Source organism: Enterobacter quasimori (genome assembly GCF_018597345.1).
Taxonomy (GTDB): Bacteria; Pseudomonadota; Gammaproteobacteria; order Enterobacterales; family Enterobacteriaceae; genus Enterobacter; species Enterobacter mori.
In genome coordinates, this window is record NZ_JAHEVU010000004.1 from 466,183 (window position 1) to 491,467 (window position 25,285).

At 56.0% G+C, this 25,285-nt stretch carries 26 protein-coding genes and 2 tRNA genes; 15 read left to right on the forward strand and 13 right to left on the reverse strand.

The genetic code is table 11. From position 1 onward, the window contains the following. Positions 1-15: 15 nt before the first annotated feature. Entirely contained in the window at positions 16-477 is a 462-nt protein-coding gene (tsaE, locus tag KK102_RS17835; protein ID WP_126545655.1) for a tRNA (adenosine(37)-N6)-threonylcarbamoyltransferase complex ATPase subunit type 1 TsaE, read from the reverse strand. Continuing rightward, on the reverse strand, positions 470-1,993 hold the full coding sequence (gene nnr / locus KK102_RS17840; protein ID WP_216358140.1) for a bifunctional ADP-dependent NAD(P)H-hydrate dehydratase/NAD(P)H-hydrate epimerase: 1,524 nt from the start codon (positions 1,991-1,993) through the stop codon (positions 470-472). The genes tsaE and nnr overlap by 8 nt, the downstream gene beginning before the upstream one ends. On the opposite strand from nnr, the gene queG reads away from it, so the two are divergent. Then, entirely contained in the window at positions 1,992-3,131 is a 1,140-nt protein-coding gene (gene queG / locus KK102_RS17845) for a tRNA epoxyqueuosine(34) reductase QueG (RefSeq protein ID WP_216358141.1), read from the forward strand. The two genes, nnr and queG, sit on opposite strands and share 2 nt — an antisense overlap. Before the next feature lie 269 nt (positions 3,132-3,400). Here queG and KK102_RS17850 read toward each other — a convergent pair. The 3 genes from KK102_RS17850 to orn form a co-directional block, all read right to left on the reverse strand. Next, positions 3,401-3,476 (reverse strand) — tRNA-Gly (locus KK102_RS17850). Positions 3,477-3,521: 45 nt separating this feature from the next. Next, positions 3,522-3,597 (reverse strand) — tRNA-Gly (locus KK102_RS17855). Positions 3,598-3,793: 196 nt separating this feature from the next. Beyond that, the gene (gene orn, locus KK102_RS17860) at positions 3,794-4,339 is read right to left on the reverse strand and encodes an oligoribonuclease (RefSeq protein WP_126545657.1); all 546 of its coding nucleotides are present in this window, start codon (positions 4,337-4,339) and stop codon (positions 3,794-3,796) included. Between the two features lie 107 nt (positions 4,340-4,446). Here orn and rsgA point away from each other — a divergent pair, with 107 nt between their 5' ends. The 3 genes from rsgA (at position 4,447) to mscM (ending at position 9,907) form a co-directional block, all read left to right on the forward strand. Beyond that, the gene (gene rsgA / locus KK102_RS17865; RefSeq protein ID WP_185805612.1) at positions 4,447-5,499 is read left to right on the forward strand and encodes a small ribosomal subunit biogenesis GTPase RsgA; all 1,053 of its coding nucleotides are present in this window, start codon (positions 4,447-4,449) and stop codon (positions 5,497-5,499) included. Between the two features lie 96 nt (positions 5,500-5,595). Beyond that, on the forward strand, positions 5,596-6,564 hold the full coding sequence (gene asd, locus KK102_RS17870) for an archaetidylserine decarboxylase (RefSeq protein ID WP_126545659.1): 969 nt from the start codon (positions 5,596-5,598) through the stop codon (positions 6,562-6,564). Positions 6,565-6,583: 19 nt separating this feature from the next. After that, on the forward strand, positions 6,584-9,907 hold the full coding sequence (gene mscM, locus KK102_RS17875; RefSeq protein ID WP_216358142.1) for a miniconductance mechanosensitive channel MscM: 3,324 nt from the start codon (positions 6,584-6,586) through the stop codon (positions 9,905-9,907). Positions 9,908-9,943: 36 nt separating this feature from the next. On the opposite strand, the gene yjeM is transcribed toward mscM, so the two are convergent. Both yjeM and epmA read right to left on the reverse strand, forming a co-directional pair. Continuing rightward, on the reverse strand, positions 9,944-11,443 hold the full coding sequence (gene yjeM / locus KK102_RS17880) for a glutamate/gamma-aminobutyrate family transporter YjeM (protein ID WP_216358143.1): 1,500 nt from the start codon (positions 11,441-11,443) through the stop codon (positions 9,944-9,946). Between the two features lie 178 nt (positions 11,444-11,621). Beyond that, complete coding sequence (gene epmA, locus KK102_RS17885) at positions 11,622-12,599, reverse strand: elongation factor P--(R)-beta-lysine ligase (RefSeq protein WP_216358144.1); 978 nt, start codon at positions 12,597-12,599, stop codon at positions 11,622-11,624. A gap of 310 nt (positions 12,600-12,909) precedes the next feature. On the opposite strand from epmA, the gene frdA reads away from it, so the two are divergent. Genes frdA through frdD form a run of 4 tightly spaced genes read left to right on the forward strand, consistent with a single transcriptional unit; the run spans position 12,910 to position 16,203 of the window. Continuing rightward, positions 12,910-14,700: a fumarate reductase (quinol) flavoprotein subunit gene (gene frdA, locus KK102_RS17890; RefSeq protein WP_126545663.1), complete on the forward strand. Its 1,791-nt coding sequence runs from the start codon at positions 12,910-12,912 to the stop codon at positions 14,698-14,700. Continuing rightward, positions 14,693-15,427 carry a succinate dehydrogenase/fumarate reductase iron-sulfur subunit gene (locus tag KK102_RS17895; protein ID WP_126545664.1) on the forward strand — a complete coding sequence of 245 codons (735 nt, stop codon included), beginning with the start codon at positions 14,693-14,695 and terminating at the stop codon, positions 15,425-15,427. Before frdA ends, KK102_RS17895 begins: the two co-directional genes overlap by 8 nt. A gap of 10 nt (positions 15,428-15,437) precedes the next feature. Beyond that, positions 15,438-15,833 (forward strand): fumarate reductase subunit FrdC, encoded by a 396-nt coding sequence (gene frdC / locus KK102_RS17900; protein ID WP_090419405.1) that lies wholly within the window; start codon positions 15,438-15,440, stop codon positions 15,831-15,833. Positions 15,834-15,843: 10 nt separating this feature from the next. Then, positions 15,844-16,203, forward strand: coding sequence for a fumarate reductase subunit FrdD (gene frdD, locus KK102_RS17905; protein WP_126545665.1), 360 nt, complete (start codon positions 15,844-15,846; stop codon positions 16,201-16,203). Between the two features lie 29 nt (positions 16,204-16,232). Here the strand turns inward: frdD and ampR are convergent, their stop codons facing one another. Continuing rightward, positions 16,233-17,108: a LysR family transcriptional regulator AmpR gene (gene ampR, locus KK102_RS17910; protein WP_216358145.1), complete on the reverse strand. Its 876-nt coding sequence runs from the start codon at positions 17,106-17,108 to the stop codon at positions 16,233-16,235. A 132-nt stretch (positions 17,109-17,240) separates the two neighbouring features. Between ampR and blaACT the strand changes: the two genes are divergently transcribed. Continuing rightward, positions 17,241-18,386 carry an ACT family cephalosporin-hydrolyzing class C beta-lactamase gene (gene blaACT / locus KK102_RS17915; protein ID WP_216358146.1) on the forward strand — a complete coding sequence of 382 codons (1,146 nt, stop codon included), beginning with the start codon at positions 17,241-17,243 and terminating at the stop codon, positions 18,384-18,386. 121 nt (positions 18,387-18,507) lie between these two features. Further along, positions 18,508-19,038, forward strand: coding sequence for a lipocalin family protein (locus KK102_RS17920; RefSeq protein ID WP_100165645.1), 531 nt, complete (start codon positions 18,508-18,510; stop codon positions 19,036-19,038). Here KK102_RS17920 and sugE read toward each other — a convergent pair. Continuing rightward, on the reverse strand, positions 19,035-19,352 hold the full coding sequence (gene sugE, locus KK102_RS17925) for a quaternary ammonium compound efflux SMR transporter SugE (protein ID WP_126545668.1): 318 nt from the start codon (positions 19,350-19,352) through the stop codon (positions 19,035-19,037). The two genes, KK102_RS17920 and sugE, sit on opposite strands and share 4 nt — an antisense overlap. A 262-nt stretch (positions 19,353-19,614) precedes the next feature. On the opposite strand from sugE, the gene KK102_RS17930 reads away from it, so the two are divergent. Next, entirely contained in the window at positions 19,615-20,214 is a 600-nt protein-coding gene (locus tag KK102_RS17930; RefSeq protein WP_126545669.1) for a helix-turn-helix transcriptional regulator, read from the forward strand. A 40-nt stretch (positions 20,215-20,254) separates the two neighbouring features. Here KK102_RS17930 and ecnB read toward each other — a convergent pair whose 3' ends face one another. The 3 genes from ecnB to efp all read right to left on the reverse strand — a co-directional run bounded on the left by ecnB (position 20,255) and on the right by efp (position 21,266). Next, positions 20,255-20,401: a lipoprotein toxin entericidin B gene (gene ecnB / locus KK102_RS17935; RefSeq protein WP_003855942.1), complete on the reverse strand. Its 147-nt coding sequence runs from the start codon at positions 20,399-20,401 to the stop codon at positions 20,255-20,257. 108 nt (positions 20,402-20,509) lie between these two features. Then, on the reverse strand, positions 20,510-20,641 hold the full coding sequence (locus KK102_RS17940) for an entericidin A/B family lipoprotein (RefSeq protein ID WP_126545670.1): 132 nt from the start codon (positions 20,639-20,641) through the stop codon (positions 20,510-20,512). Positions 20,642-20,699: 58 nt separating this feature from the next. After that, positions 20,700-21,266: an elongation factor P gene (efp, locus tag KK102_RS17945; protein WP_008502940.1), complete on the reverse strand. Its 567-nt coding sequence runs from the start codon at positions 21,264-21,266 to the stop codon at positions 20,700-20,702. A gap of 40 nt (positions 21,267-21,306) precedes the next feature. Between efp and epmB the strand changes: the two genes are divergently transcribed. Beyond that, the gene (gene epmB, locus KK102_RS17950) at positions 21,307-22,335 is read left to right on the forward strand and encodes an EF-P beta-lysylation protein EpmB (protein ID WP_126545671.1); all 1,029 of its coding nucleotides are present in this window, start codon (positions 21,307-21,309) and stop codon (positions 22,333-22,335) included. A 52-nt stretch (positions 22,336-22,387) separates the two neighbouring features. On the opposite strand, the gene KK102_RS17955 is transcribed toward epmB, so the two are convergent. Then, on the reverse strand, positions 22,388-22,741 hold the full coding sequence (locus KK102_RS17955) for a DUF4156 domain-containing protein (protein WP_010427771.1): 354 nt from the start codon (positions 22,739-22,741) through the stop codon (positions 22,388-22,390). 231 nt (positions 22,742-22,972) lie between these two features. On the opposite strand from KK102_RS17955, the gene KK102_RS17960 reads away from it, so the two are divergent. Genes KK102_RS17960 through iadA form a run of 3 tightly spaced genes read left to right on the forward strand, consistent with a single transcriptional unit; the run spans position 22,973 to position 25,251 of the window. After that, entirely contained in the window at positions 22,973-23,635 is a 663-nt protein-coding gene (locus KK102_RS17960; protein WP_126545672.1) for a nucleoside recognition domain-containing protein, read from the forward strand. Continuing rightward, positions 23,616-24,077, forward strand: a complete 462-nt coding sequence (locus tag KK102_RS17965; protein ID WP_126545673.1) for a YjiG family protein — start codon at positions 23,616-23,618, stop codon at positions 24,075-24,077. Before KK102_RS17960 ends, KK102_RS17965 begins: the two co-directional genes overlap by 20 nt. A 10-nt stretch (positions 24,078-24,087) precedes the next feature. Then, entirely contained in the window at positions 24,088-25,251 is a 1,164-nt protein-coding gene (iadA, locus tag KK102_RS17970) for a beta-aspartyl-peptidase (protein ID WP_216358147.1), read from the forward strand. Positions 25,252-25,285 lie beyond the last annotated feature (34 nt).

The following is a 25,285-nucleotide window of genomic DNA, read 5'->3' on the forward strand; positions in this document are numbered from 1 at the left end:
CCGTCATCCCTACGCTTAACCGGCCAGTCGCGCCAGTAAGGAACTGCCTGATGAGGAAACAGCACTGATGCGTGCCTCACGCCCTTGTGCCTGGTAATCTAAGTGAATTTCGACATCCGGGTCAGGCAGCACACCCGCACCTTGTTGCGGCCACTCCACCAGGCAAATGGCGTCGTTGGCAAAATAATCACGGATCCCCATAAATTCCAGCTCCTCAGGATCCGCAAGGCGGTATAAATCGAAGTGGTACACCATCAGATTTTCAAGGGTGTACGGCTCTACCAGCGTGTAGGTAGGACTTTTGACATTCCCGTTATGGCCTAACGCCTGCAAAAATCCCCGGCTAAAGGTGGTTTTACCCGCACCTAAATCACCATACAGATAAATGACGGTTGCCCCCTGACAGGCCTGCGCCACGCGCTTGCCGAGATCTAAAGTGGCTTGTTCATCAGGTAAAAGAATCGCTCGATTAGTCATTTTCTACGTCAATCACATCCGGGTTAACAACACGCCGCAGCGTGCAAAAAAGATCGGTGGCCAGCATACCGCGCGTACCATAGCGTGCAGCAAGCTGGTCAGCCGCTGCGCCGTGGGCCACACAGCCCGCACAGGCAGCATCATAAAGGGGAAGTTTCTGTCCGAGCAATGCGGCAATGATGCCGGAAAGCACATCGCCCATGCCCCCGCTCGCCATGCCCGCATTTCCGGCATCAATAATACCCAACGCATCCTCGCAGGCGATAACGGTTCCCGCGCCTTTCAAAACAGCAACACCTCCGTAACGTTTTACCAGACGCTGGGCAGAAAGTAAGCGATCGCTTTCAATTTCTGCCACGCTGCAGTTAAGCAGGCGTGCGGCCTCGCCGGGGTGTGGCGTCAGGATGCGATTGTGACGCTTATCCGGGTTTATTGCCAGAAGGTTAAGCGCGTCGGCATCCCACAGCATCGGTTTACGAAAATTCTCGACCTTTTGCAGGGCTTGTTTACCCCATGCCTGCTGCCCAAGTCCGGGGCCGATCGCCACGACATCGGCCCATTCGAGGCTCTCTTCCAGCGTCTGCGGCGTAAGTTCATGCACCATCAGCTCCGGTCGGGCTGTGACGATCGGCGCAATATTCTCAATGCGAGTGAGCACTCGCACTAATCCGGCGCCGCTGCGTAAAGCCGCCTCGCCGGCCATGCGAATCGCACCTGCCGTACCATGGTCGCCGCCAATAATCACCAGCCGGCCGTGATCGCCCTTATGGGACGTCGGCCGGCGCGGCGGGAGCCACGCTGCAAGCTGCGATGCATCAAAACGCGCGATGCGCATTTCCTGCCCGGCGAGCCAGCTCTCCAGCCCCAGCGCGCTGTGGTGCAGCACGCCAACGACGTTTCGCGCTTTACCGGTCAGTAACCCCGGCTTGAGGGCGATGAAGGTCACCGTATGGGCAGCCTGAATCACCGCCCCCGGCGTCGCGCCGGTTTGTGCCATCAGGCCAGAGGGAATATCCAGGGCGACTACCGGCGCGGAATGTCTGTTAGCATGTTCAATGAGTGCGGCAACGTTGTCGCGGGGCGCGCGCATGAGACCGGTGCCCAGCAGACCATCAACGATCAGATCCACCTCTTCCGGCCAGACGATATCAGGCGCATGAATCACGCCGCCTGCGTTAAGCCAGGCCTCCCGCGCCGCGCTGGCCTCTTCCGGCAGCGGATGTTCGCTCTCAACGGCCAGTAACGTGACGCGAAGGCCTGCCGCCACGGCCAGACGGGCGACGACATAGCCATCGCCGCCGTTATTACCGTGCCCGCATAAAATGAGCCAGTGAGCAGCATGCGGGTACGCGCGGCGGGCAACGTTAAACGCCGCCTCACCCGCGCGGAGCATCAGTTCGTAAAGGGTAATGCCGAGACTGTCTGCGGCCTCTTTTTCGGCGCGTCGGAGGTCATCCGCATGCCAGATGGAATGTGGTATACTTGCGGGGTTTTTCTTCACCGTATGGTCCGTCATGTCACAGCCCCTCGATCTCAATCAGTTAGCGCAAAATATAAAACAGTGGGGTGCTGAGCTTGGCTTCCAGAAGGTGGGCATCACCGACACCGACCTCTCCGCCAGCGAGCCCAAGCTGCAGGCGTGGCTGGACAAACAGTACCACGGCGAGATGGAGTGGATGGCGCGTCACGGCATGATGCGCGCTCGTCCACACGAGCTGTTGCCGGGCACATTACGCGTCATCAGCGTGCGCATGAACTACCTGCCCGCCAATGCGGCCTTTGCGCGCACGCTCAAAAATCCCTCTTTGGGTTACGTCAGCCGGTATGCCCTGGGGCGCGACTACCATAAGCTTCTGCGTAACCGTTTAAAAAAACTTGGGGAAATGATTCAGCAGCACTGTGTTTCGCTGAATTTTAGACCCTTTGTGGATTCCGCGCCTATTCTTGAGCGTCCGATTGCTGAAAAAGCGGGGCTTGGCTGGACAGGTAAGCACTCACTTATCCTTAGCCGCGATGCCGGTTCGTTCTTTTTCTTGGGTGAACTGCTGATAGATTTACCGCTGCCGGTAGACGGCCCGGTAGAGGAAGGCTGCGGCCGCTGCGTAGCCTGCATGACCATCTGCCCGACAGGCGCTATCGTCGAGCCTTATACCGTCGATGCGCGCCGCTGCATCTCCTATCTCACTATCGAACTGGAAGGGGCCATTCCAGAGGAGTTCCGACCGCTTATCGGCAACCGGATCTACGGCTGTGACGACTGCCAGCTGATCTGCCCGTGGAACCGCTATTCGCAGCTCACGGACGAAGAGGATTTCAGCCCGCGTCAGGCGCTGCATGCACCACCGCTTATTGAGCTGTTCGCCTGGACAGAAGCCTGGTTCCTGAAAGTGACGGAAGGCTCGGCCATTCGCCGTATCGGTCATTTGCGTTGGCTGCGAAATGTTGCCGTTGCGCTGGGCAATGCCCCGTGGGATGAAGCGAATATTCAGGCACTCGAAAGCCGTAGAGGTGAGCACCCACTTCTCGATGAACACATAGAGTGGGCGGTTGCACAGCAAATTGAGAAGCGAAATGCCTGCGTGGTCGAAGTGCAGTTACCAAAAAAACAGCGGCTGGTGCGGGTGATCGAAAAAGGGCTAACGCGAGATGCCTGAACTATTCACAGCCTGTGAATAAAATTAAAAACTCAGGCGCCATCAGGGCTGGCTAAGAGGTCAAGTGATCTCGCTAACATTTTGAAATGATATTTTCTTTTTATAAATCAAAAAATTACAAAGATACTATTCACCCTGCGAAGCGTTTGGCACTCACAGATCAGCGGCAGGTTCTGTGGATAACTCTGTTTACAAGAGTATTTCAGATGAAATAGAAAACGTCCCCAACGAAGTATTTCGCTGTGGATAATTTGAATATAAGAAGAATTTGGAGCGGGAAACGAGACTCGAACTCGCGACCCCGACCTTGGCAAGGTCGTGCTCTACCAACTGAGCTATTCCCGCTTGGGTGTTCTGGTGCTGACGTATCCTGAGATACTTTTCAAATTTTGGAGCGGGAAACGAGACTCGAACTCGCGACCCCGACCTTGGCAAGGTCGTGCTCTACCAACTGAGCTATTCCCGCAAATCTGCACTGCTTTTGTTGCTGTCGTAACGTGTAATTCTCTGTCGTTACGGGAGGCGCATTATACGAGAAATCCTTTTAGCTGCAACCCCCCTTAAAGCGATTTTTTTGAAATTCCGTTCAAATGCTTATTTAATCGGCAAGCTGAACAATTTAACGACAAAAACCCGGCCACGCAAGGCGCCGGGTCTCAAAATCACAGCTTTATAAAGTTTTCGCGGTAGTACGCCAGCTCCGCAACCGACTCGCGAATGTCGTCCATCGCCTGGTGTGTTCCCTGCTTTTTAAAGCCGTCGAGAATTTCCGGTTTCCAGCGACGCGCCAGCTCTTTCAGGGTGCTGACATCGAGATAGCGGTAGTGGAAATACGATTCCAGCTCCGGCATGTACTTAAACAGGAAGCGACGATCCTGACCAATGCTGTTACCGCAGATAGGCGATTTGCCCGCAGGAACCCACTGTTTCAGGAATTCAAGTGTCGCCAGCTCTGCCTCACGGTCACCCTGGGTGCTGGCCTTCACGCGCTCTACCAACCCGCTGCCGGTATGGGTACGCACGTTCCATTCATCCATTAGCGCAAGTTGATCGTCAGACTGGTGTACCGCGATGGTTGGCCCTTCCGCCAGAATATTCAGGTTGGCATCAGTGACCAGCGTTGCAATTTCAATAATGCGATCGCGCTCGGGATCCAGCCCGGTCATTTCGAGATCGATCCAAATCAGGTTGTTTTCATCCGCGCTCATGTTATTTTCCACCCTTCTCGCATAACCGGCAGTAGCAGGTTAACTAGTATTAATTAGAGTGTATCATAGAGGTTTTGCCCCTTACGGGCGACCAGGAGCCAGCGCGATTGAGTAAAAATAAACTCTCCAAAGGGCAGCAGCGCCGCGTAAACGCCAACCACCAGCGCCGTCTTAAAACCACTTCGGAGAAGCCGGATTACGACGACAATCTGTTTGGCGACCCAACGGAAGGCGTAGTCATCAGCCGTTTCGGTATGCACGCTGACGTGGAATCCGCCGATGGTGCGATTCACCGCTGCAACATCCGCCGGACCATTCGTTCTCTGGTGACCGGCGACCGTGTCGTCTGGCGACCGGGTAAAGAAGCGTCGGAAGGCGTGACGGTAAAAGGTATCGTTGAAGCGGTCCATGAGCGCACGTCCGTATTAACCCGTCCTGATTTCTACGACGGTGTTAAACCCATCGCCGCCAATATTAACCAGATCGTCATCGTTTCGGCGATTTTACCTGAGCTTTCGCTCAATATTATCGACCGATACCTTGTCGCCTGCGAAACGCTGCAGGTTGAACCGATTATCGTGCTGAACAAAATCGATCTGCTGGACGACGACGGCATGGCCTTCGTCAATGAGCAGATGGATATCTATCGCAAGATCGGTTATCGCGTGCTGATGGTCTCCAGCTATACCAAAGATGGCCTGAAACCGCTGGAAGAGGCGCTGACCGATCGCATCAGCATCTTTGCGGGTCAATCTGGCGTAGGTAAATCGAGCCTGCTGAACAACCTTCTCGGTCTCCAGCAAGAGATCCTCACCAACGATGTGTCTGATGTCTCGGGTCTGGGCCAGCACACCACCACCGCCTCGCGTCTTTATCACTTCCCGCACGGCGGCGACGTGATTGACTCGCCGGGCGTGCGTGAGTTTGGGCTGTGGCACCTTGAGCCGGAACAAATCTTCAACGGGTTTGTCGAATTCCATGACTATTTAGGCGCTTGCAAATATCGCGACTGTAAGCACGACAATGACCCTGGCTGCGCTATCCGCGAGGCGGTTGAGAACGGTGAAATTGCGGAAACCCGCTTCGAAAACTATCACCGCATTCTTGAGAGCATGGAAGACGTAAAAACGCGTAAAAACTTTTCTGATTCTGATAACTGACAACTAAGCTAAGCATCGCTAAAATCGTCCCCTTTTTCAGGTTCCGGCGCTTTTCCGCCGGATCAGGAACGACAAAACAATGGCCTGGAGGCTACCTTGTTAAACTCATTCAAACTTTCGCTTCAATACATTCTGCCAAAACTGTGGCTCACTCGCCTGGCGGGCTGGGGCGCGAGCAAACGAGCGGGATGGCTGACCAAACTGGTCATCGACCTGTTCGTGAAATACTACAAGGTCGACATGAAAGAGGCGCAGAAGCCGGACACCGCCAGCTACCGCACGTTTAACGAATTCTTCGTGCGCCCGCTGCGCGACGAAGTGCGCCCGTTAAATACCGACCCTAACGTGCTGGTCATGCCTGCGGACGGTGTGATCAGCCAGCTCGGTAAGATCGAAGACGACAAAATTCTGCAGGCCAAAGGCCACAACTACAGCCTGGAAGCGCTGCTCGCAGGTAACTACCTGATGGCAGACCTGTTCCGTAACGGTTCCTTCGCGACCACCTACCTGTCGCCACGCGACTATCACCGCGTACACATGCCGTGTAACGGTATTCTGCGTGAGATGATCTACGTGCCGGGGGATCTGTTCTCCGTGAACCACCTGACCGCACAGAACGTTCCGAACCTGTTCGCCCGTAACGAGCGCGTCATCTGCCTGTTTGATACTGAATTTGGCCCAATGGCACAGATTCTGGTGGGTGCTACCATTGTAGGCAGCATCGAAACCGTCTGGGCGGGCACCATCACCCCACCACGCGAAGGCGTGATCAAGCGCTGGACCTGGCCTGCCGGTGAAGCGGAAGGCTCTGTAGCCCTGCTGAAAGGTCAGGAGATGGGCCGCTTTAAGCTGGGCTCTACCGTGATCAACCTGTTTGCACCGGGTAAAGTGAACCTGGTTGAACAGCTGGAAAGCCTGTCGGTGACCAAGCTGGGCCAACCGCTGGCGGTGTCTACCGAAACCTTCATCACCCCGGATGCAGAGCCTGCGCCGCTGCCTGAAGAAGAGATCAACGCCGAGCATGACGCCAGCCCGCTGGTTGACGACAAAAAAGACGAAGGCTAACAACAGAAGGATCGCTGACGTGCGCCCGATTATCGTTCTACTGATGGCCTGGTGCCTCAGCATGGGGGCGTACGCAGCGACAGCCCCCGACGCCAAACAGATAACCCAGGAACTGGAGCAGGCAAAAGCGGCGAAACCCGCTCAGCCAGAGACCGTCGAGTCGCTCCAGTCTGCCCTGAACGCGCTTGAGGAGCGAAAAGGCTCCCTCGAGCGTGCCCAGCAATACCAGCAGGTTATCGACAACTTCCCGAAACTCTCACAAACGCTGCGCTCGCAGCTTAATAACCTGCGCGATGAACCGCGCGCAGTACCTGTAGGCTTGACGTCCGATGCGCTAAACCAGGAGATCCTCCAGGTTAGCAGTCAGCTTCTGGAAAAGAGCCGCCAGGCGCAGCAGGAACAAGAGCGCGCACGTGAAATCGCCGACTCGCTCAGCCAGCTACCGCAGCAGCAGACCGATGCCCGCCGTCAGCTGAACGAGGTCGAGCGTCGCGTCGGCACGCAAGCCGGTAATACGCCACAGAGCCAGGCGCAAAATCTTGGGCTACAGGCGGAATCCGCCAGGCTCAAAGCGCTGGTTGATGAGCTGGAGCTGGCGCAGCTTTCTGCCAACAACCGCCAGGAACTGTCGCGCATGCGCGCTGAACTGGCGCAGAAGCAGAGCCAACAGCTGGACGCGTATCTGCAGAGCCTGCGCAACCAGTTAAATAGCCAGCGCCAGCGCGAAGCCGAACGCGCGCTGGAAAGTACAGAACTCCTCGCGGAAAACAGCGCAAATCTGCCTGTCGGCATCGTCGATCAGTTCAAGGTTAACCGCGAGCTTTCAGCCGCGCTGAACCAGCAGGCGCAGCGTATGGATTTGGTTGCGTCGCAGCAGCGACAGGCGACCAATCAAACACTGCAGGTACGTCAGGCGCTTAACACCCTGCGTGAGCAATCCCAGTGGCTGGGGTCCTCCAACCTGTTGGGTGAAGCCTTACGCGCCCAGGTTGCCCGCCTGCCGGAAATGCCAAAGCCGCAGCAGCTTGATACCGAGATGGCGCAGCTGCGCGTCCAGCGCCTGCATTTTGAAGACCTCCTCAATAAGCAGCCGCAAATCCGCCAGATCCGCCAGGCCGATGGACAACCGCTTACCGGTGAGCAGAACCGCATCCTTGAAGCCCAGCTGCGCACCCAGCGTGAACTGCTGAACTCTCTGCTGCAGGGCGGCGATACGCTGATCCTTGAGCTAACCAAGCTGAAAGTGTCAAACAGCCAGCTGGAAGATGCACTGAAAGAGGTCAACGAGGCGACGCACCGTTATCTCTTCTGGACGTCCGACGTGCGGCCAATGACCTTCTCGTGGCCGATAGAGATTGTGCAGGATCTGCGCCGCCTGATTTCGCTGGATACCTTCAGCCAGTTGGGCCAGGCCAGCGTGATGATGATTACCAGTAAGGAGACCATCTTCCCGCTGCTGGGCGCGCTGATTCTGGTGGGCTTCAGCATCTACTCCCGCAGGCACTTTACGCGCTTCCTCGAACGTTCCAGCGCGCGCGTCGGGAAAGTGACGCAGGATCACTTCTGGCTGACGCTGCGTACCGTATTCTGGTCGATTCTTGTTGCTTCTCCGCTGCCGGTGCTGTGGATGACGCTGGGATACGGCCTTCGCGAGGCCTGGCCCTATCCGCTGGCGGTGGCGATTGGCGATGGCGTCACCGCCACCGTTCCCCTGCTGTGGGTAGTGATGATTTGTGCCACCTTCGCGCGTCCAAACGGTCTGTTTGTCGCCCACTTTGGCTGGCCGCGCAGCCGCGTCGCGCGCGGCATGCGTTACTACCTGATGAGCATCGGCCTGATCGTGCCGCTAATCATGGCGCTGATCATGTTCGATAACCTCAATGACCGGGAGTTCTCCGGTTCGCTGGGCCGTCTCTGCTTTATCCTCATCTGCGGCGCGCTGGCAATGGTGAAACTCAGCCTTAAACGCGCCGGCATTCCGCTGTATCTCGATAAGTCGGGCAGCGGCGATAACATGCTCAACCGCATGCTGTGGAACCTGATGCTCTCCGCGCCTTTGGTGGCCATTCTGGCCGCAGCCGTGGGGTATCTGGCGACCGCGCAGGCGCTGCTGGCACGTCTTGAAACCTCCGTCGCCATCTGGTTCCTGCTGCTGGTGGTCTACCATGTCATCCGCCGCGGAATGCTGATCCAGCGTCGTCGTCTGGCGTTTGACCGTGCCAAGCATCGCCGCGCTGAAATTCTGGCCCAGCGCGCACGCGGTGAAGAAGAGCCAAACCACGTCAACAGTACTGAAGGGACAACGGATGCCGACGATGTCGAAATCGATCTGGATACCATCAGTACCCAGTCATTGCGGCTGGTACGTTCCCTCCTGATGCTGGTTGCCCTTCTGTCGGTGATCTTCCTGTGGTCGGAAATTCACTCCGCGTTTGGATTCCTGGAGAACATCTCGTTGTGGGATGTGACGTCCACGGTACAGGGTGTTGAAAGTCTGGAGCCGATCACTTTAGGCGCGGTGCTGATTGCCATTCTGGTGCTGATCATCACCACGCAGCTGGTGCGTAACTTCCCTGCTCTTCTGGAGCTGGCGCTGCTGCAGCACCTGGATTTAACCCCCGGCACGGGCTACGCCATTACCACCATCACCAAATATTTGATCATGCTGTTTGGTGGGCTGGTAGGTTTCTCGATGATTGGTATTGAGTGGTCAAAACTGCAGTGGCTGGTCGCCGCCCTGACCGTGGGGCTGGGCTTTGGCCTGCAGGAGATTTTTGCCAACTTCGTTTCCGGTCTGATCATTCTGTTTGAGAAGCCGATCCGTATTGGCGATACGGTGACCATCCGCGATTTGACCGGTAGCGTCACGAAGATCAATACGCGCGCCACCACGATCAGCGACTGGGATCGAAAAGAGATCATCGTCCCGAACAAGGCGTTTATCACCGAGCAGTTTATCAACTGGTCGCTGTCAGACTCCGTCACCCGAGTGGTCCTGACCGTACCGGCACCGTCTGATGCCAACAGCGAAGAGGTGACGCAGATCCTGTACACCGCAGCAGAGCGCTGCTCGCTGGTGATCGACAACCCGGCACCGGAGGTATTCCTTGTGGATTTACAGCAGGGTATTCAGATCTTTGAGCTGCGCATCTACGCCGCCGAGATGGGACACCGAATGCCGCTGCGCCATGAGATCCACCAGCTGATTCTGGCTGGCTTCCGCGAGCACGGAATTGATATGCCGTTCCCACCGTTCCAGATGCGTCTGGAAAGCCTCGGCGGGACTAAAACGTCACGAACGCTGTCATCAGCGGGGCGCAAACGCCCGGCGGGAAGTTTGTAATACTTGCCCCTCCCTGTGGGGAGGGGCGTTTTACCGCTACGCGACTTCCGCGACGTACGCCATCGAGCGACGACGATAGTTCTCATAAATCCCCATCGCCAGCAGCGAGAAGAAGATCGGACCGCCAACCATCCACAGCGAGCTGTTCCAGTCATTTGCCTCAATGATGGGCTGGATAACGGTGAATATGTTGGCAAACGCCACCACCAAAACCACCACCGTGGTTGCCAGCAGCGTTGTTGCGCGGGTTTTGAAAATCACGAACGGACGTTCCAGCCCCTGCTTCGCCTTAAAGAACGGGAATGCGAGCGTCAGGAACAGATATGGGAGCGTCATCGAAACGTTCGCCATCAGGGTCAGCTTGTTGTAAAACGCTGACGCCGTATCTCCACCGAACGACACCAGCAGAATGAACACGCATACCAGCAGACACTGCATCCACATGGCGTTAGCGGGCATGCCGGTTGTATTCAACTGCGTCATGCGCGCTGGCCACAGCGCTTTTGGCGTGCCCTGAATAATGGCTTTCAGCGGAGAGTAAATCAGCGTGAAGAACGCGCCCGTATACGCAAGGAACATCGACAGCCCGGTGATGCGCGCAAACCAAACGCCCATCGTCGCCGCCGCGTCCGGCGTCAGGTTCATCGCCTGGCCCAGCGTCATGCCCAGACTTTTCATCAGAACATAGGTGATGTTCCCGAGGTTGGTGGTGCTTTTGCTCAGCACCTGCTGCCAGTTAGTGCTGACGCCCCAGAGGAAAATCGCCAGCGAATAGCCAATCGAGATGACGATGGCGGCAAAAATAATGCCTTTGGCAAAGTTCTTTTCCGGGTTCTCGGTCTTATCGACCAGGCCGCCTACGGCTTCAATACCGCCGTAAGCAAAGATGGCAAAGACCACGAAGGAGAGCATGGCGAGACCGGACTGATAGCTCGGATTAGGGGATGACACAAAATTCACCTCCTGCGCGAAATGGCCGCCGTTCAGACACAGAATGGCGATACTGACCACCAGCAGAACCAGGTTCAACCCCATGACCGAAATACCGCCCACAGCGGTAATCCGGGCTATTTTGTTGATGCCTTTAGACGCCACCAGCGTTACAACAACCATCCAGCAGACCGCCAGAATACCCACCACCTGCGTGGAGCTGAGGCCCGCCAGCGACCAGACCTGGGTTTTATCGGCACCGAACACAAACGTCGAGAACGGAACCCACACTTTCGCGGCCGTACTGACCATCCAGACGACGTAAGAGGAGAACCACATAAACGTGCCGATAAACGCATAGCGCGGGCCAACGCTGTTGTTCATCCACGAATAGATCCCGCCCTCTTCTTTGCGATAGGCCGATCCCATTTCCGCCATCATCAGCGCAAAGGGAATGAAGAAGAATAGCGCAGAGACGATATAAAACGGCGTCGCGCTGTAACCCATCAGGTAGAAGGCCGACGGGCTGTTGGCAAAGCCAAAGACCGAGGTAAATATCATCAGGATGAGCCCGGTGAGGGTCATCTTTTTGAGTGAGTGGGACATAGAACCATCCAAAGCGGAATTAAATTGCGCGGATGGTAGCAGAAGACCAGACTAATATTGTGGCTATAAGGGCCAAATTAAGAAAAAGACCCGTGTATTAATAATATGGCAGTTTTTAATGTGGCAGGGCCAAGTGACCGAGTAGGCCGGGTAAGCGACAGCGCCACCCGGCAATTCTTTAAGCGCGATCGACCGTAAAGGCAATCACATCGCCCAGCTGCTCGGCGCCCAGCGCCAGCATCACCAGACGGTCTACGCCCAGCGCCACGCCGGAGCAATCCGGCAGGCCCGCTTTTAACGCCTCCAGCAGGTGGGTATCGATCGGCTGCTGTGGCAGGCCGCGCGCGGCGCGCTTGCGGTTATCCTGCTCAAAACGCTGCTGCTGTTCGCGCGCGTCAGTGAGCTCGTGGAAACCGTTCGCCAGCTCAATACCTTTATAATAAACCTCAAAACGTTCCGCCACGCGGTGATCTTCGGTGCTGATCTGCGCCAGTGAAGCCTGGCTTGCCGGGAAGTGGTAAACAAAGGTCGGACGATCCTTGCCAATCTGCGGTTCCACACCAAAGGTGAAAAGCAGCTGCAGCAGCGTATCGCGATCTTCCTCGGTATCCGCCACGTTGCTCAGATCCAGTTTTGCCGCCACTTCACGCAGCTGGGCTTTATCCGCTGACAATGGATCGATTTCCAGACAACGCTGGAAAGCCTGCTGATAGGAGAGCGTCTCCGCTTCTGAACAGTCCAGAACCTGCTGCAGCAGATCGTCCACCTCGTTCATCAGGCGGTACATATCATAATGCGGGCGGTACCACTCCAGCATGGTGAATTCCGGGTTGTGGTGACGACCCATCTCTTCATTACGGAAGCTGCGGCACAGCTGATACACCGGACCACATCCCGCCGCCAGCAGGCGCTTCATATGGTATTCCGGGCTGGTCATCAGATACAGATTCATCCCCTGAGAATGGCCTGGGCCAACAAAACGGGTTTCAAACGGCACCAGATGAATATCCGTTACCGTTGCCTGACTCATGCACGGAGTTTCCACCTCCAGGACGCCGCGGTCAGCAAAGAAGCGGCGGATCTCCGCCATTACTGCTGCGCGTTTTAACAGGTTTGGGATGGATGCGCTCGGCTGCCAGGTGGCCGTTTCGCTCATGAGTAATTCTCCGATTTCAGACAAGGGCACGAAGTCTACTCGTAAGCCGGGGCGGAGACAAATTTTGCGCGGTAAAAGCGCCTTTTTCATAACGAAGAAAAATAACGTAACGGAATTCATCAATAACGATGATAAATCACCGCACTGAACAGCAAAAAAATCGAACACGTCAAATTTCCCTCACATCCATACGGTTATACTGTTTTACCCATAAAGGAGCAGTGGAATCGCTTTCGCAATTTCCCGTTCGGACAGGTGAGCTACCTTTAGTTCAACGCGTTGCGGAAAAACAAAAATCTGGAGGAATGTCGTGCAAACTTTTCAAGCCGATCTTGCCGTAATAGGCGCTGGCGGAGCGGGATTACGCGCTGCAATTGCTGCAGCACAAGCTAATCCCAACGCTAAAATCGCACTGATTTCAAAAGTCTATCCCATGCGTAGCCACACGGTTGCTGCAGAAGGAGGATCCGCCGCCGTTGCGCAGGATCATGACAGCTTCGAATACCATTTCCACGACACGGTTGCAGGGGGCGACTGGCTTTGCGAGCAGGATGTCGTTGACTACTTCGTGCACCACTGTCCTACGGAAATGACCCAGCTTGAGCAGTGGGGATGTCCGTGGAGCCGCCGTCCGGACGGCAGCGTCAACGTTCGCCGCTTCGGCGGAATGAAGATTGAACGCACCTGGTTCGCCGCCGATAAGACCGGCTTCCATATGCTGCACACCCTGTTCCAGACCTCCCTTCAGTTCCCGCAAATTCAACGCTTTGATGAACATTTCGTTCTCGACATTCTGGTCGATGACGGCGAGGCGCGCGGCCTGGTGGCGATGAATATGATGGAAGGCACGCTTGTCCAGATCCGCGCGAAAGCCGTGGTGATGGCAACAGGCGGTGCGGGCCGCGTTTATCGCTACAACACCAACGGCGGCATCGTCACCGGCGACGGTATGGGCATGGCGCTCAGCCACGGCGTGCCGCTGCGCGATATGGAGTTCGTGCAGTATCACCCAACCGGTCTGCCGGGCTCCGGCATTCTGATGACGGAAGGCTGCCGCGGTGAAGGCGGTATTCTGGTCAACAAAAACGGCTACCGCTATCTGCAGGATTACGGCATGGGCCCGGAAACCCCGCTCGGCGAGCCGAAGAACAAGTACATGGAGCTCGGCCCGCGCGACAAAGTGTCTCAGGCCTTCTGGCACGAGTGGCGCAAAGGCAACACCATCTCCACGCCGCGCGGCGATGTGGTCTATCTCGATCTGCGCCATCTCGGCGAGAAGAAACTGCTGGAGCGTCTGCCGTTCATCTGCGAGCTGGCAAAAGCCTACGTGGGCGTTGACCCGGTTAAAGAGCCGATTCCGGTGCGTCCAACCGCGCACTACACCATGGGCGGTATCGAAACCGATCAGCAGTGCGAAACCCGCATTAAAGGGCTGTTCGCCGTAGGCGAGTGTTCCTCTGTGGGCCTGCACGGTGCGAACCGTCTGGGATCGAACTCGCTGGCAGAACTGGTCGTCTTTGGCCGCATGGCGGGCGAACGCGCGGTCGAGCGGGCGGCAACCGCAGGTGAAGCCAACGGTGCCGCGCTGGACGCCCAGGTCGCAGACGTTGAAAAACGGCTGAAAGATCTGGTGAATCAGGAAGGTAACGAGAACTGGTCTAAGATCCGCGACGAGATGGGCCTGTCGATGGAAGAAGGCTGCGGTATCTACCGTACGCCAGAGCTGATGCAGAAAACCGTCGACAAGCTGGCGGAACTGCAGGAGCGCTTCAAGCGCGTGCGCATCACCGACACCTCCAGCGTGTTCAATACCGATCTGCTCTACACCATTGAGCTGGGCCACGGTCTGAACGTCGCGGAATGTATGGCGCACTCTGCGCTGGCGCGTAAAGAGTCGCGTGGTGCCCACCAGCGTCTGGACGAAGGCTGTACCGAACGTGACGACGTTAACTTCCTGAAACACACGCTCGCCTGGCGCGATGCGGATGGCACCACACGTCTGGACTACAGCGACGTGAAAATCACCACGCTGCCACCGGCTAAACGCGTGTACGGTGCAGAAGCAGAAGCCGCCGAGAAGAAGGAGAAGGCGAATGGCTGAAATGCAAACACTCAAAGTTGAAGTAGTGCGCTACAACCCGGAAGTGGATGCCGCACCGCACAGCGCTTTCTATGAAGTGCCTTACGACGAGCAAACCTCCCTGCTGGACGCGCTCGGCTATATCAAAGACAACCTGGCGCCAGACCTGAGCTACCGCTGGTCCTGCCGCATGGCGATCTGCGGCTCCTGCGGCATGATGGTCAACAAGGTGCCGAAGCTGGCCTGTAAGACCTTCCTGCGTGACTATACCAAAGGCATCAAGGTCGAAGCCCTGGGCAACTTCCCGATTGAACGCGATCTGGTGGTCGATATGACCCACTTTATCGAAAGCCTGGAAGCCATTAAGCCGTATATCATTGGCAACCCGCGCACGCCGGATCAGGGGCCAAACACCCAGACGCCAGCCCAGATGGCGAAGTACCATCAGTTCTCCGGCTGCATCAACTGCGGTCTGTGCTACGCCGCCTGTCCACAGTTTGGCCTGAACAAGGAGTTCATTGGCCCGGCCGCCATTACCCTGGCGCACCGCTATAACGAGGACAGCCGCGACCACGGTAAAAAAGAACGTATGGCGCAGCTTAACAGCCAGAACGGCGTCTGGAGCTGTACCTTTGTGGGCTACTGCTCCGAAGTCTGTCCGAAGCACGTCGACCCGGCTGCCGCTATTCAGCAGGGTAAAGTGGAAAGCTCGAAAGACTTTCTTATCGCTACCCTGAAACCACGCTAAGGAGTGCATGATGACGACTAAACGCAAAGCCTATGTGCGGCCAATGCCGTCCACCTGGTGGAAAAACCTGCCGTTTTATCGCTTCTATATGCTGCGTGAAGGCACGGCGGTGCCGGCGGTCTGGTTCAGCCTTGAGCTGATGTACGGCGTTTTTGCCCTCAAGCACGGTCCGGAAACCTGGGCCAGCTTTGTCGGTTTCCTGCAAAACCCGATCATCGTGGTGCTGAACCTGATCGTGCTCGCGGCCGCGCTGCTTCATACCAAAACCTGGTTTGAACTGGCGCCAAAAGCGGCGAACATCATCGTTAAAGACGAAAAAATGGGGCCAGAGCCGGTAATTAAGGGGCTCTGGGCGGTGACGATTCTGGTCACTGTGGTCATTCTGTTTGTCGCACTGTTCTGGTAAGGAGACACCTGTGATCAATCCAAATCCAAAACGCTCTGACGAGCCGGTCTTCTGGGGTCTGTTTGGCGCAGGCGGCATGTGGAGCGCCATCATCGCGCCGGTCATTATCCTGCTGGTCGGCATTATGCTGCCGCTGGGGCTGTTCCCGGGCGATGCGCTGAGCTACGAACGCGTGCTGGCCTTTGCGAGCAGCTTTATCGGTCGCGTGTTCATCTTCCTGATGATCGTTCTACCGCTGTGGTGCGGCCTGCACCGCATTCACCATGCGATGCATGACCTGAAAATCCATGTACCAAACGGTAAATGGGTGTTCTACGGTCTGGCAACCATCCTGACCGTGGTGACGCTGATTGCGGTAGTCACCATCTGACGCTTCTGGCCCGCCATCCGGCGGGCCTGTTATTTCTGCATTTTTCCCACCAGCCACTGCGCAAACTCACGCATTGCGGGGGTTTCAGCCCGCGATTGGAGTCGCGTCAGCCAGTAACTGCCCAGGTCAATCTGCGTCGCAAACGGCTGCACGATGCGCTCGCTGTTCAGCAAATGGCTAAACATATCAACAGGCGCGATGGCAATCCCCACGCCCGCCTGAGCCGCCTCAAGCATGGTCACGGACGAATCAAATACCATCACCCGGTGCGTCGGTGAAGGAGGATGCTCACCCGCCGCCTGCATCCAGGCAACCCATTCGTCGCGCCGGTAGGAGCGCAGCAGGGTGAATTTCAGGATGTCTGCCGGGGTTTTTAGCACAGAGGCGATATCCGGCGTGCAAAGCGGAGCCAGCGGCGCAGGGCAAAGAAACTGCGCCTCGGTGCCATGCCATGCGCCTCCACCATAGCGAATGGTGTAATCCAGTCCTTCGGCGGCAGGATCGACACGGTTGTTATGCGTAGAAAGCTGCAGATCAATGTGCGGATAGCAGCGACGAAAATCCTCCAGCTGCGGAAAGAGCAACCCCGTCGCAAAGGTACCAACCACACCGATCTTCAGCTTCTCCATGGCAAGATGGTGAGTAAAGCGATCGAGCAGACCGGCGATACGATCGAACGAATCGTTGAGCACCGGCAGTAGATTCTCGCCTTCCGTAGTCAGCGTTAGCCCACGGGAAACGCGAATAAACAGCTGGCAGTGGAGGTGCTGCTCCAGCGCCTTCACGTGTTGGCTAATGGCAGAATGGGTCACATTGAGCTCAATGGCGGCATGCGTAAAACTAAGATGCCTGGCGGCCGCTTCGAAGGCACGAAGCGAGTTAAGAGGAAGATAGCTTCGCGTCATCTGTCGTTCCGTTAGAAAAATTAACAGCTAATGCTAAATTTAACCGTTTGTCAGCCACAGTCAAATCCCACAGACTACGCTCGTCTGATGGGCCCGGACACTCCCCTGAACCGCGATTATGGAAGATAACTGATGATCAAAAAATCCCTTTGCTGCGCCCTGCTGCTCGGCGTTTCATGTTCCAGCATTGCTGCGTCGATGTCAGAGAAACAGCTGGCTAACGTGGTGGAAAAAAACATTACCCCCCTGATGAAAGCGCAGTCCATTCCGGGCATGGCGGTTGCCGTGATCTACCAGGGCCAGCCGCACTATTTTACTTTTGGTAAAGCCGATGTTGCGGCGAACAAATCTGTTACCCCACAAACCCTGTTCGAACTGGGTTCTATCAGTAAAACTTTCACCGGCGTGCTGGGCGGCGATGCCATTGCCCGCGGTGAGATATCGCTGGGCGATCCGGTGACAAAGTACTGGCCTGAGCTGACGGGCAAGCAGTGGCAGGGAATTCGCATGCTGGACCTGGCAACCTATACCGCTGGCGGTCTGCCGCTGCAGGTACCGGATGAGGTCACTGATAACGCCTCTCTGCTGCGCTTTTACCAGACATGGCAGCCGCAGTGGAAGCCTGGCACCACGCGACTGTATGCGAACGCCAGCATCGGTCTGTTTGGCGCACTGGCAGTTAAACCTTCCGGCATGGGCTTTGAACAGGCCATGACGAAGCGGGTCTTTAAACCGCTCGGGCTCGACCATACGTGGATCAACGTTCCGAAAGCGGAAGAGGCACATTACGCCTGGGGATACCGCGACGGTAAAGCGGTCCACGTATCACCGGGGATGCTGGACGCCGAAGCCTACGGCGTGAAAACCAACGTGCAGGATATGGCAAGCTGGGTGGTGGCCAATATGGCTCCGGATAACATTCAGAATGCATCGCTTAAGCAGGGCATTACGCTGGCGCAGTCGCGCTACTGGCGCGTGGGGGCCATGTATCAAGGGCTAGGCTGGGAAATGCTTAACTGGCCGGTCGATGCCAAAACCGTGATTGAAGGTAGCGACAATAAGATCGCGCTGGCCCCCCTGCCCGCGAGAGAAGTGCATCCTCCGGCACCTCCGGTAAAAGCCTCATGGGTACACAAAACCGGCTCCACCGGCGGGTTTGGCAGCTATGTGGCCTTTATCCCGGAGAAGCAGCTTGGCATCGTGATGCTGGCGAACAAGAGCTATCCGAACCCGGCACGCGTTGAGACGGGATACCGCATCCTCGACGCGCTGCAGTAAAACATTGCCGGGTGGCGGCTTCGCCTTACCCGGCCGACAAAACCCACGGTGTGACGCCGCACAAAAACCTCATTTTCCTTGCTGTCATCTACACTTAACAGAAAACAGTAAGGAAACACCTATGCGCATTCTGCCTGTTATCGCCGCAGTGACAGCCGCGTTTTTAGTGGTTGCCTGCAGTTCCCCTACCCCGCCACCCGGCGTCACCGTCGTCACGCCTTTCGATTCACAACGCTTCCTTGGAACCTGGTATGAAATCGCCCGAATGGATCATCGGTTCGAGCGCGGTTTAGAAAAAGTCACAGCCCATTACAGTTCAATGGATGACGGCGGTATTCAGGTCGTTAACCGTGGTTACAACCCGGACCGGGCGATGTGGCAACAGTCGGTTGGCAAGGCGTACTTCACCGGCGACGCGAGCCGTGCCGCGTTGAAAGTCTCTTTCATCGGCCCGTTCTACGGTGGATATAACGTGATTGCACTCGACAGAGAATATCGTCACGCATTAGTGTGCGGGCCGGATCGCGACTACCTGTGGATACTCTCCCGCACCCCGACCATTTCACCTGAAATGAAACAGCAGATGCTGGACGTGGCGACCCGGCAAGGGTTTGATGTAGCGAAATTAGTTTGGGTTGAACAGCCGCATTAATGCGTGCTGAGCTTCAGGCCAACGATCCCGGCAACAATCAGGGCGAGGCTGGCAATACGCGCCAGACTCGCTGACTCTCCCAGCAACAGAATGCCGGTGATGGCCGCGCCTACCGCCCCAATTCCAGTCCAGACCGCATAAGCCGTCCCAACAGGCAGGGTACGCATTGCCCATGACAGCATGACAATACTGACAATCATTGCGGTAATGGTAATGACGCTGGGCGTCAGGCGGGTAAAACCGTGGGTATATTTCAGACCAATTGCCCAAACCACTTCGAGCAAACCGGCAATGAAAAGAATAATCCAGGACATTTCAGGCTCCTTAACTTAAGTACAAGTTGGGGCCGTCCCCGGTGAAAGAAGCGCTTACGGGTCGTCCCGAAAGGCAGAGATTACGCTCAATATTGTGGATAGAGTGCGCTTTTTTTTCAATCCCTTTGTGCTGAATATGTTAAGGCAAGAAATAGCCGCAGTATGGCGCGCAGTTCAGGCATTTATCACTCATCCGACTTCTCTATGATGATGTGCTTTCTGATGGCAGGAAGCCAAACCACTAGCCGACTGCGAATCCACTATGTTCAAAATTCTTTTGATTGACCGTTGCCACTTCACCCGTACGGGTTTTGAAGCATGGCTCAATCATTCTGGTCTTTTTCCGGGTCACTTCGTCGTGACCGGGTTAAATAATCTCTTCCTCGCCAGAGAGCATATCCTGCAGTGGAAACCGACGCTGGTTATCGCTGACTTACACGGTTTTCGACACGATTTTCATCATTTTCAGCAACTCTCTTCCCTGATGATTGCCAGCGAAACGCAGCCCTTTATTTTACTCCAGTCGGGCGAAGAACAAGACATGACAAACTACCTGACACAATTCCCGGTATGGGCTTCGCTGTTGAAAAATGCCGATTTAGAAGAAGTGGCGATGGTGATTAATGACGCGCTAACGTCATGCGCAAGCGTTGAAATGCCGCAGATTGTCGCCCCGCTGCTGACTCGTCAGGAGGAGAAAGTGCTAACGCTGTGGATGGACGGCGCGAGCAACCAGAAGATTGCCAGCCATTTAAGTATTAACGGAAAAACGGTTTATACCTACAAGCGTAATATCAGGATGAAGCTGCATATGGACACGCGCTATTCTCCGTTTTTATCCCTGCAGGAAGCAGAGAATTGACGGTACGGTAAGAGTGGTGCGCCGTACCGTCAGTGCGTCATTAGTTCTGAGCTTTAGTGGCTGCACCAGAAATAGCATTGCCACCATCGGAGATATCTTCCCCTACACCGCGGGTGGTATTACATGCAGTCAGTACAGAAGAGAGCACCAGAACAGAAAAGATCGCTGCAATTGTTTTCTTAACCATAATATCTTCCTTTTATAGCCAAAGTTGTTTTGTGTATAGCAACTTAAGGATAGACAAGATCCCGTCATTTGACGGCGCAGGAAGCATTTTTAAGAAAATTAGACGAAATTAGCTGGCTGCATTAGAAATGACGTGGCCAAGATCTTTGATGTCTTCACCCACGCCGCGCGCGGTATTGCATCCAGAAAGGAGTGCGCTGGTCAGCGCTAACAGAAGCAGAATTTTAACGGTACGTTTCATCATCCCTGCCTGCAAAAATCAGGCGCAGCGGGCGCTGCGCCTTTAATCATGACGTAAATTACTTCACGCGGGACACGTATTCGCCAGAGCGGGTATCCACTTTGATCACTTCGCCTGTCTGAACGAACAGTGGCACTTTAACCACAGCGCCGGTAGACAGTTTAGCTGGCTTACCGCCGGTACCTGCGGTGTCACCTTTCAGACCTGGATCGGTTTCAACGATTTCCAATTCTACGAAGTTTGGTGGGGTCACAGCGATAGGCTGGCCGTTCCACAGGGTCACGATGCACTCAGCCTGATCCAGCAGCCATTTAGCGCTGTCGCCTACCGCTTTCTCATCAGCAGACAGCTGTTCGAAAGTGGAGTTGTTCATGAAATGCCAGAACTCGCCGTCGTTGTACAGATAGGTCAGGTTCATATCAACAACATCAGCGCCTTCAGCGGAGTCAGTAGACTTGAAGGTTTTCTCAACACGGGTACCGGTCAGCAGACGGCGCAGCTTAACGCGTGCGAATGCCTGACCTTTACCTGGTTTAACGAATTCGCTGGCTTCAACCGCGTACGGTTCGCCGTCCATCATGATTTTAAGACCAGCACGAAAATCGTTGCTATAGTACGTTGCCATAAGGCCCTCTAAATTTGTTAACTGGTAGCTAAGCCACAAAATGGCGCATATTGTAACCCTAAACACCCCGTCCAGAGAAGATTGGTTATCGCAACTTGCCGATGTAATCACCAGTCCTGATGAATTGCTGCGTCTTTTAGACCTCGATCAACGCGAAGAGTTGCTTGCAGGCCGCGAGGCAAAGCGCCTTTTTGCCCTGCGCGTTCCCCGTGCGTTTGTGGCGCGGATGGAGAAAGGCAACCCCGACGATCCGTTATTAAAACAAACGCTTACTTCGCAGGATGAGTTTGTCACCGCGCCGGGTTACAGCACCGACCCGCTGGAAGAGCAGAACAGCGTGGTGCCCGGTTTACTGCATAAGTATCTCAACCGCGCCCTGCTGCTGGTCAAAGGCGGATGTGCGGTAAATTGTCGTTATTGCTTCCGCCGGCACTTCCCGTACGCCGAAAATCAGGGCAATAAACGCAACTGGCAGGTCGCGCTGGACTATATCGCCGCCCATCCGGAGCTGGATGAGATCATTTTTTCCGGCGGCGACCCGCTGATGGCGAAAGATCATGAGCTGGACTGGCTGCTGACGCAGCTTGAAGCCATCCCGCACATTAAGCGCCTGCGCATTCATAGCCGCTTACCGATTGTCATTCCGGCACGTATCACCGACGGCCTGGTGTCACGCCTTGAGCAGTCCCGCCTGCAGGTGCTGCTGGTGAACCATATTAACCACGCGAACGAAATTGACGATGCGTTTCGCGCGGGGATGGCGCGACTGCGTAAAGCGGGCGTGACGCTGCTGAACCAGAGCGTGCTGCTGCGCGGCGTGAATGACAGCGCCCGGGTGCTGGCGGATCTGAGCAATGCCCTGTTTGATGCAGGCGTAATGCCCTATTACCTGCACGTGCTGGATCGCGTTCAGGGCGCGGCCCATTTCATGGTGACGGACGAAGAAGCCCGGCAGATTATGCGCGAACTGTTAACGCTGGTTTCAGGCTATATGGTGCCGAAGCTGGCGCGCGAGATTGGCGGTGAGCCGAGCAAGACGCCGCTGGATTTGCAGCTGCGGCAGTGCTAGTTTCCCCTCACCCTCACCCTAACCCTCTCCCACAGGGAGAGGGAAAAGGCAATCAGTTCGGGCACTTATAGACCTGGCCATTCATCTGGCTGGCGGTCGGCACGAAGCTGGACAGCATACCCTGCGTTGGGCTGCTCACGCCGTAAATCACGTTACCGCCCATTGCCGCAGCCTGGTTACGCAGGGCATTCGCCGCACCGCGCATAGAGCCACCTTCTTCGCCATGCTGACCTGACATCCAGTTACTTTGCTCACCGGTTGCCGTGCCTAACAGCTGGCATTCACTACCCGGCTTATCTTCCACAAAGCGAACGCCCTGGCCCGCTGCCGACAGCTCATTGCTGGAGCTACAACCCGCCAGCAGCAATGCTGCCCCTACAATCCCTGCACAGACTTTTACGCGCATGTTATTCCTCGTTTTCAATAAGCTGGACAGTAGTTGTCCGTGTGTAAACCTTATACCTAAAAGATGACCAAAAGAAAAACGTTGAGCAATTCTGCGAGCCTGATTCCAGTCATCCCTTCCCTGATATCCTAAATGAATTCTGATATTGGCCTTTGGGATATCGTGTTTTCTTCTCCGATCGTTTTTAGTGATGCGACGTACAACTTTTGTACGCAACGAAAAGGAGGTTACATGAGTGCATCATCCTCAGGAGAGGAAAGAGTGACATGGGTGGGCTATCTGGCGTTTGTGCTGACCATCGTTTTTTTCTCCGGTTTTTTTGCAAAAAGCACCGACTGGTGGCGCGTACTGGACTTTACCGTCTTAAATGGCAGCTTTGGGCCGGTTAATGGCGCCCTGACGTTTCGCGGAACGGGCGGAACGGGAGCGAAAGACGGCTTCCTGTTTGCCCTTGAGCTGGCTCCCTCGGTCATCTTATCGCTCGGTATTATTGCCGTCACCGAAGGGCTGGGCGGGCTGCGTGCCGCGCAGCAGCTTATGACGCCTGTTTTACGTCCGCTGCTTGGTGTGCCGGGCGTTTGCTCTCTGGCACTGATTGCCAACCTGCAAAACACCGATGCAGCGGCAGGGATGACCAAAGAGTTAACCGATGAAGGCGCGATTACGGACCAGGAGCGCGCTATTTTCGCCACCTTCCAGACCAGCGGTAGCGCCATCATTACCAACTATTTTTCTTCCGGTGCCGCGCTCTTTACCTTTATAACCGTTCCGGTAATCACGCCGCTGGCCGTCATACTGGTGTTTAAATTTGTTGGCGCGAACGTCCTTCGCCTGTGGATCGCCCACATGGAAAATCATCTTCAGGAGGAAGAACATGATCGCCCAGCCGCGTAAAAATATCATGGATATGTTTATTGATGGCGCCCGCCGCGGCTTTACCATCGCCACCACCAGCCTGTTGCCGAACGTCGTCATGGCGTTTGTCATCATTCAGGCGCTCAAGGTCACCGGCCTGCTGGATATCGTCGGCAAGATATGTGAGCCGATTATGGCGCTGTGGGGCCTTCCGGGCGCGGCGGCAACGGTTCTTCTGGCCTCGGTGATGAGTATGGGGGGCGGCGTGGGCGTTTGCGCCAGCCTGGTCGCCGCCGGCACGCTCAACGGCCACGATGCCACCGTCCTGCTGCCCGCCATCTATCTGATGGGCAATCCGGTGCAAAACACCGGCCGCTGCCTGGGAACCGCCGGCGTGAACCCGAAATATTATCCGCATATTATTACTCTTTGCGTCATTAACGCCCTGATCTCAATGTGGGTGATGCAGCTACTCTTCTGAGGAGATTAAAATGGATTTTTCAGTGCTGAAACCCCACCTTTTCCGCAACGCACATCTGTACGCCCCGGAGGATAAAGGACGTTGCGATCTGCTGATCGCTGCGGGGAAAATCGTGGCGATCGAAAAAGCAGGCCACGAAACAACGAGGCCAGACTGCCCGGAAAGCGATCTCGCCGGGGCGGTGGTTTGCCCGGGGTTTATCGACCAGCATGTGCATTTGATCGGGGGCGGCGGTGAGGCAGGCCCTCACACCCGCACGCCAGAGGTTCGCTTGTCTGCACTCGTGGCCGCAGGCATCACCTCCGTTGTGGGCCTTCTCGGTACCGACGGCGTAACCCGCCATCCTGAATCGCTGCTGGCAAAAACGCGGGCGCTTGAACATGAAGGGATCAGCGCATGGATGCTGACGGGCGCGTACGGGCTGCCTTCGCCGACAATCACCGGCAGCGTAGAAAAAGACGTGGCGCTCATTGATAAAATTATCGGCGTGAAATGCGCAATCTCTGACCATCGCTCTTCCGCGCCCGCCGACCACCAGCTCGCCAGCATGGCTGCCCAGTCCCGCGTAGGCGGGCTGTTGGGTGCCAAAGCGGGCATATCCGTGTTTCACCTCGGCAACAGCCCAACGCTGCTGGAGCCGCTATTTAGCATCCTGAATAACGCCGACGTTCCCCGCGTAAAACTGCTGCCAACCCACGTTAACCGCGCCCAGGCGCTCTTCCATGCCGCACTGAACTATGCCCGTGAAGGCGGCTTTATCGATATCACGACCAGCATCAGCGAACCGATTGACGCCGCCAGCGCCGTCGTGATGGCCCTCGAGGCGCAGGTGCCGTTTAACCGGCTTACGCTCAGTTCGGACGGCAACGGCAGCCAGCCAAAATTTGATGAGAGCGGCAATCTGGTGGGTATGGGCGTGGCGGGGTTCGAGTCTCTGCTCGAAACGCTGCAGCAGCTGGTCAGCCGACATCAGCTGCCGCTGGAAGAGGCGCTTCTTCCGTTTACGCAAAACGTGGCGGCGTTTCTCGGTCTGGAGCATAAGGGACGGATCGCGCCCGGATGCGATGCCGATCTCCTGGTGCTGACGGATGACCTGAAGATCCGCGAAGTCTGGGCCAAAGGCCGCCAGATGGTGCGTGAAGGTGCCGTGTGCGTCAAAGGGACCTTCGAATAGCAAGCAATAAAAAACCCCGGGCATTTCTGCCCGG

Coding starts and splice junctions, on each gene's coding strand:
- blaACT (WP_216358146.1), top strand. CDS start 17,241: ATGATCAAAAAATCCCTTTGCTGCGCCCTGCTGCTCGGCGTTTCATGT.
- ampR (WP_216358145.1), bottom strand. CDS start 17,108: ATGACGCGAAGCTATCTTCCTCTTAACTCGCTTCGTGCCTTCGAAGCG.
- ecnB (WP_003855942.1), bottom strand. CDS start 20,401: ATGGTTAAGAAAACAATTGCAGCGATCTTTTCTGTTCTGGTGCTCTCT.
- sugE (WP_126545668.1), bottom strand. CDS start 19,352: ATGTCCTGGATTATTCTTTTCATTGCCGGTTTGCTCGAAGTGGTTTGG.
- KK102_RS17895 (WP_126545664.1), top strand. CDS start 14,693: ATGGCTGAAATGCAAACACTCAAAGTTGAAGTAGTGCGCTACAACCCG.
- orn (WP_126545657.1), bottom strand. CDS start 4,339: ATGAGCGCGGATGAAAACAACCTGATTTGGATCGATCTCGAAATGACC.
- efp (WP_008502940.1), bottom strand. CDS start 21,266: ATGGCAACGTACTATAGCAACGATTTTCGTGCTGGTCTTAAAATCATG.
- epmB (WP_126545671.1), top strand. CDS start 21,307: ATGGCGCATATTGTAACCCTAAACACCCCGTCCAGAGAAGATTGGTTA.
- KK102_RS17920 (WP_100165645.1), top strand. CDS start 18,508: ATGCGCATTCTGCCTGTTATCGCCGCAGTGACAGCCGCGTTTTTAGTG.
- KK102_RS17940 (WP_126545670.1), bottom strand. CDS start 20,641: ATGAAACGTACCGTTAAAATTCTGCTTCTGTTAGCGCTGACCAGCGCA.
- epmA (WP_216358144.1), bottom strand. CDS start 12,599: ATGAGCGAAACGGCCACCTGGCAGCCGAGCGCATCCATCCCAAACCTG.
- iadA (WP_216358147.1), top strand. CDS start 24,088: ATGGATTTTTCAGTGCTGAAACCCCACCTTTTCCGCAACGCACATCTG.
- KK102_RS17965 (WP_126545673.1), top strand. CDS start 23,616: ATGATCGCCCAGCCGCGTAAAAATATCATGGATATGTTTATTGATGGC.
- KK102_RS17960 (WP_126545672.1), top strand. CDS start 22,973: ATGAGTGCATCATCCTCAGGAGAGGAAAGAGTGACATGGGTGGGCTAT.
- KK102_RS17955 (WP_010427771.1), bottom strand. CDS start 22,741: ATGCGCGTAAAAGTCTGTGCAGGGATTGTAGGGGCAGCATTGCTGCTG.
- tsaE (WP_126545655.1), bottom strand. CDS start 477: ATGACTAATCGAGCGATTCTTTTACCTGATGAACAAGCCACTTTAGAT.
- frdC (WP_090419405.1), top strand. CDS start 15,438: ATGACGACTAAACGCAAAGCCTATGTGCGGCCAATGCCGTCCACCTGG.
- yjeM (WP_216358143.1), bottom strand. CDS start 11,443: ATGTCCCACTCACTCAAAAAGATGACCCTCACCGGGCTCATCCTGATG.
- nnr (WP_216358140.1), bottom strand. CDS start 1,993: ATGACGGACCATACGGTGAAGAAAAACCCCGCAAGTATACCACATTCC.
- queG (WP_216358141.1), top strand. CDS start 1,992: ATGTCACAGCCCCTCGATCTCAATCAGTTAGCGCAAAATATAAAACAG.
- KK102_RS17930 (WP_126545669.1), top strand. CDS start 19,615: ATGTTCAAAATTCTTTTGATTGACCGTTGCCACTTCACCCGTACGGGT.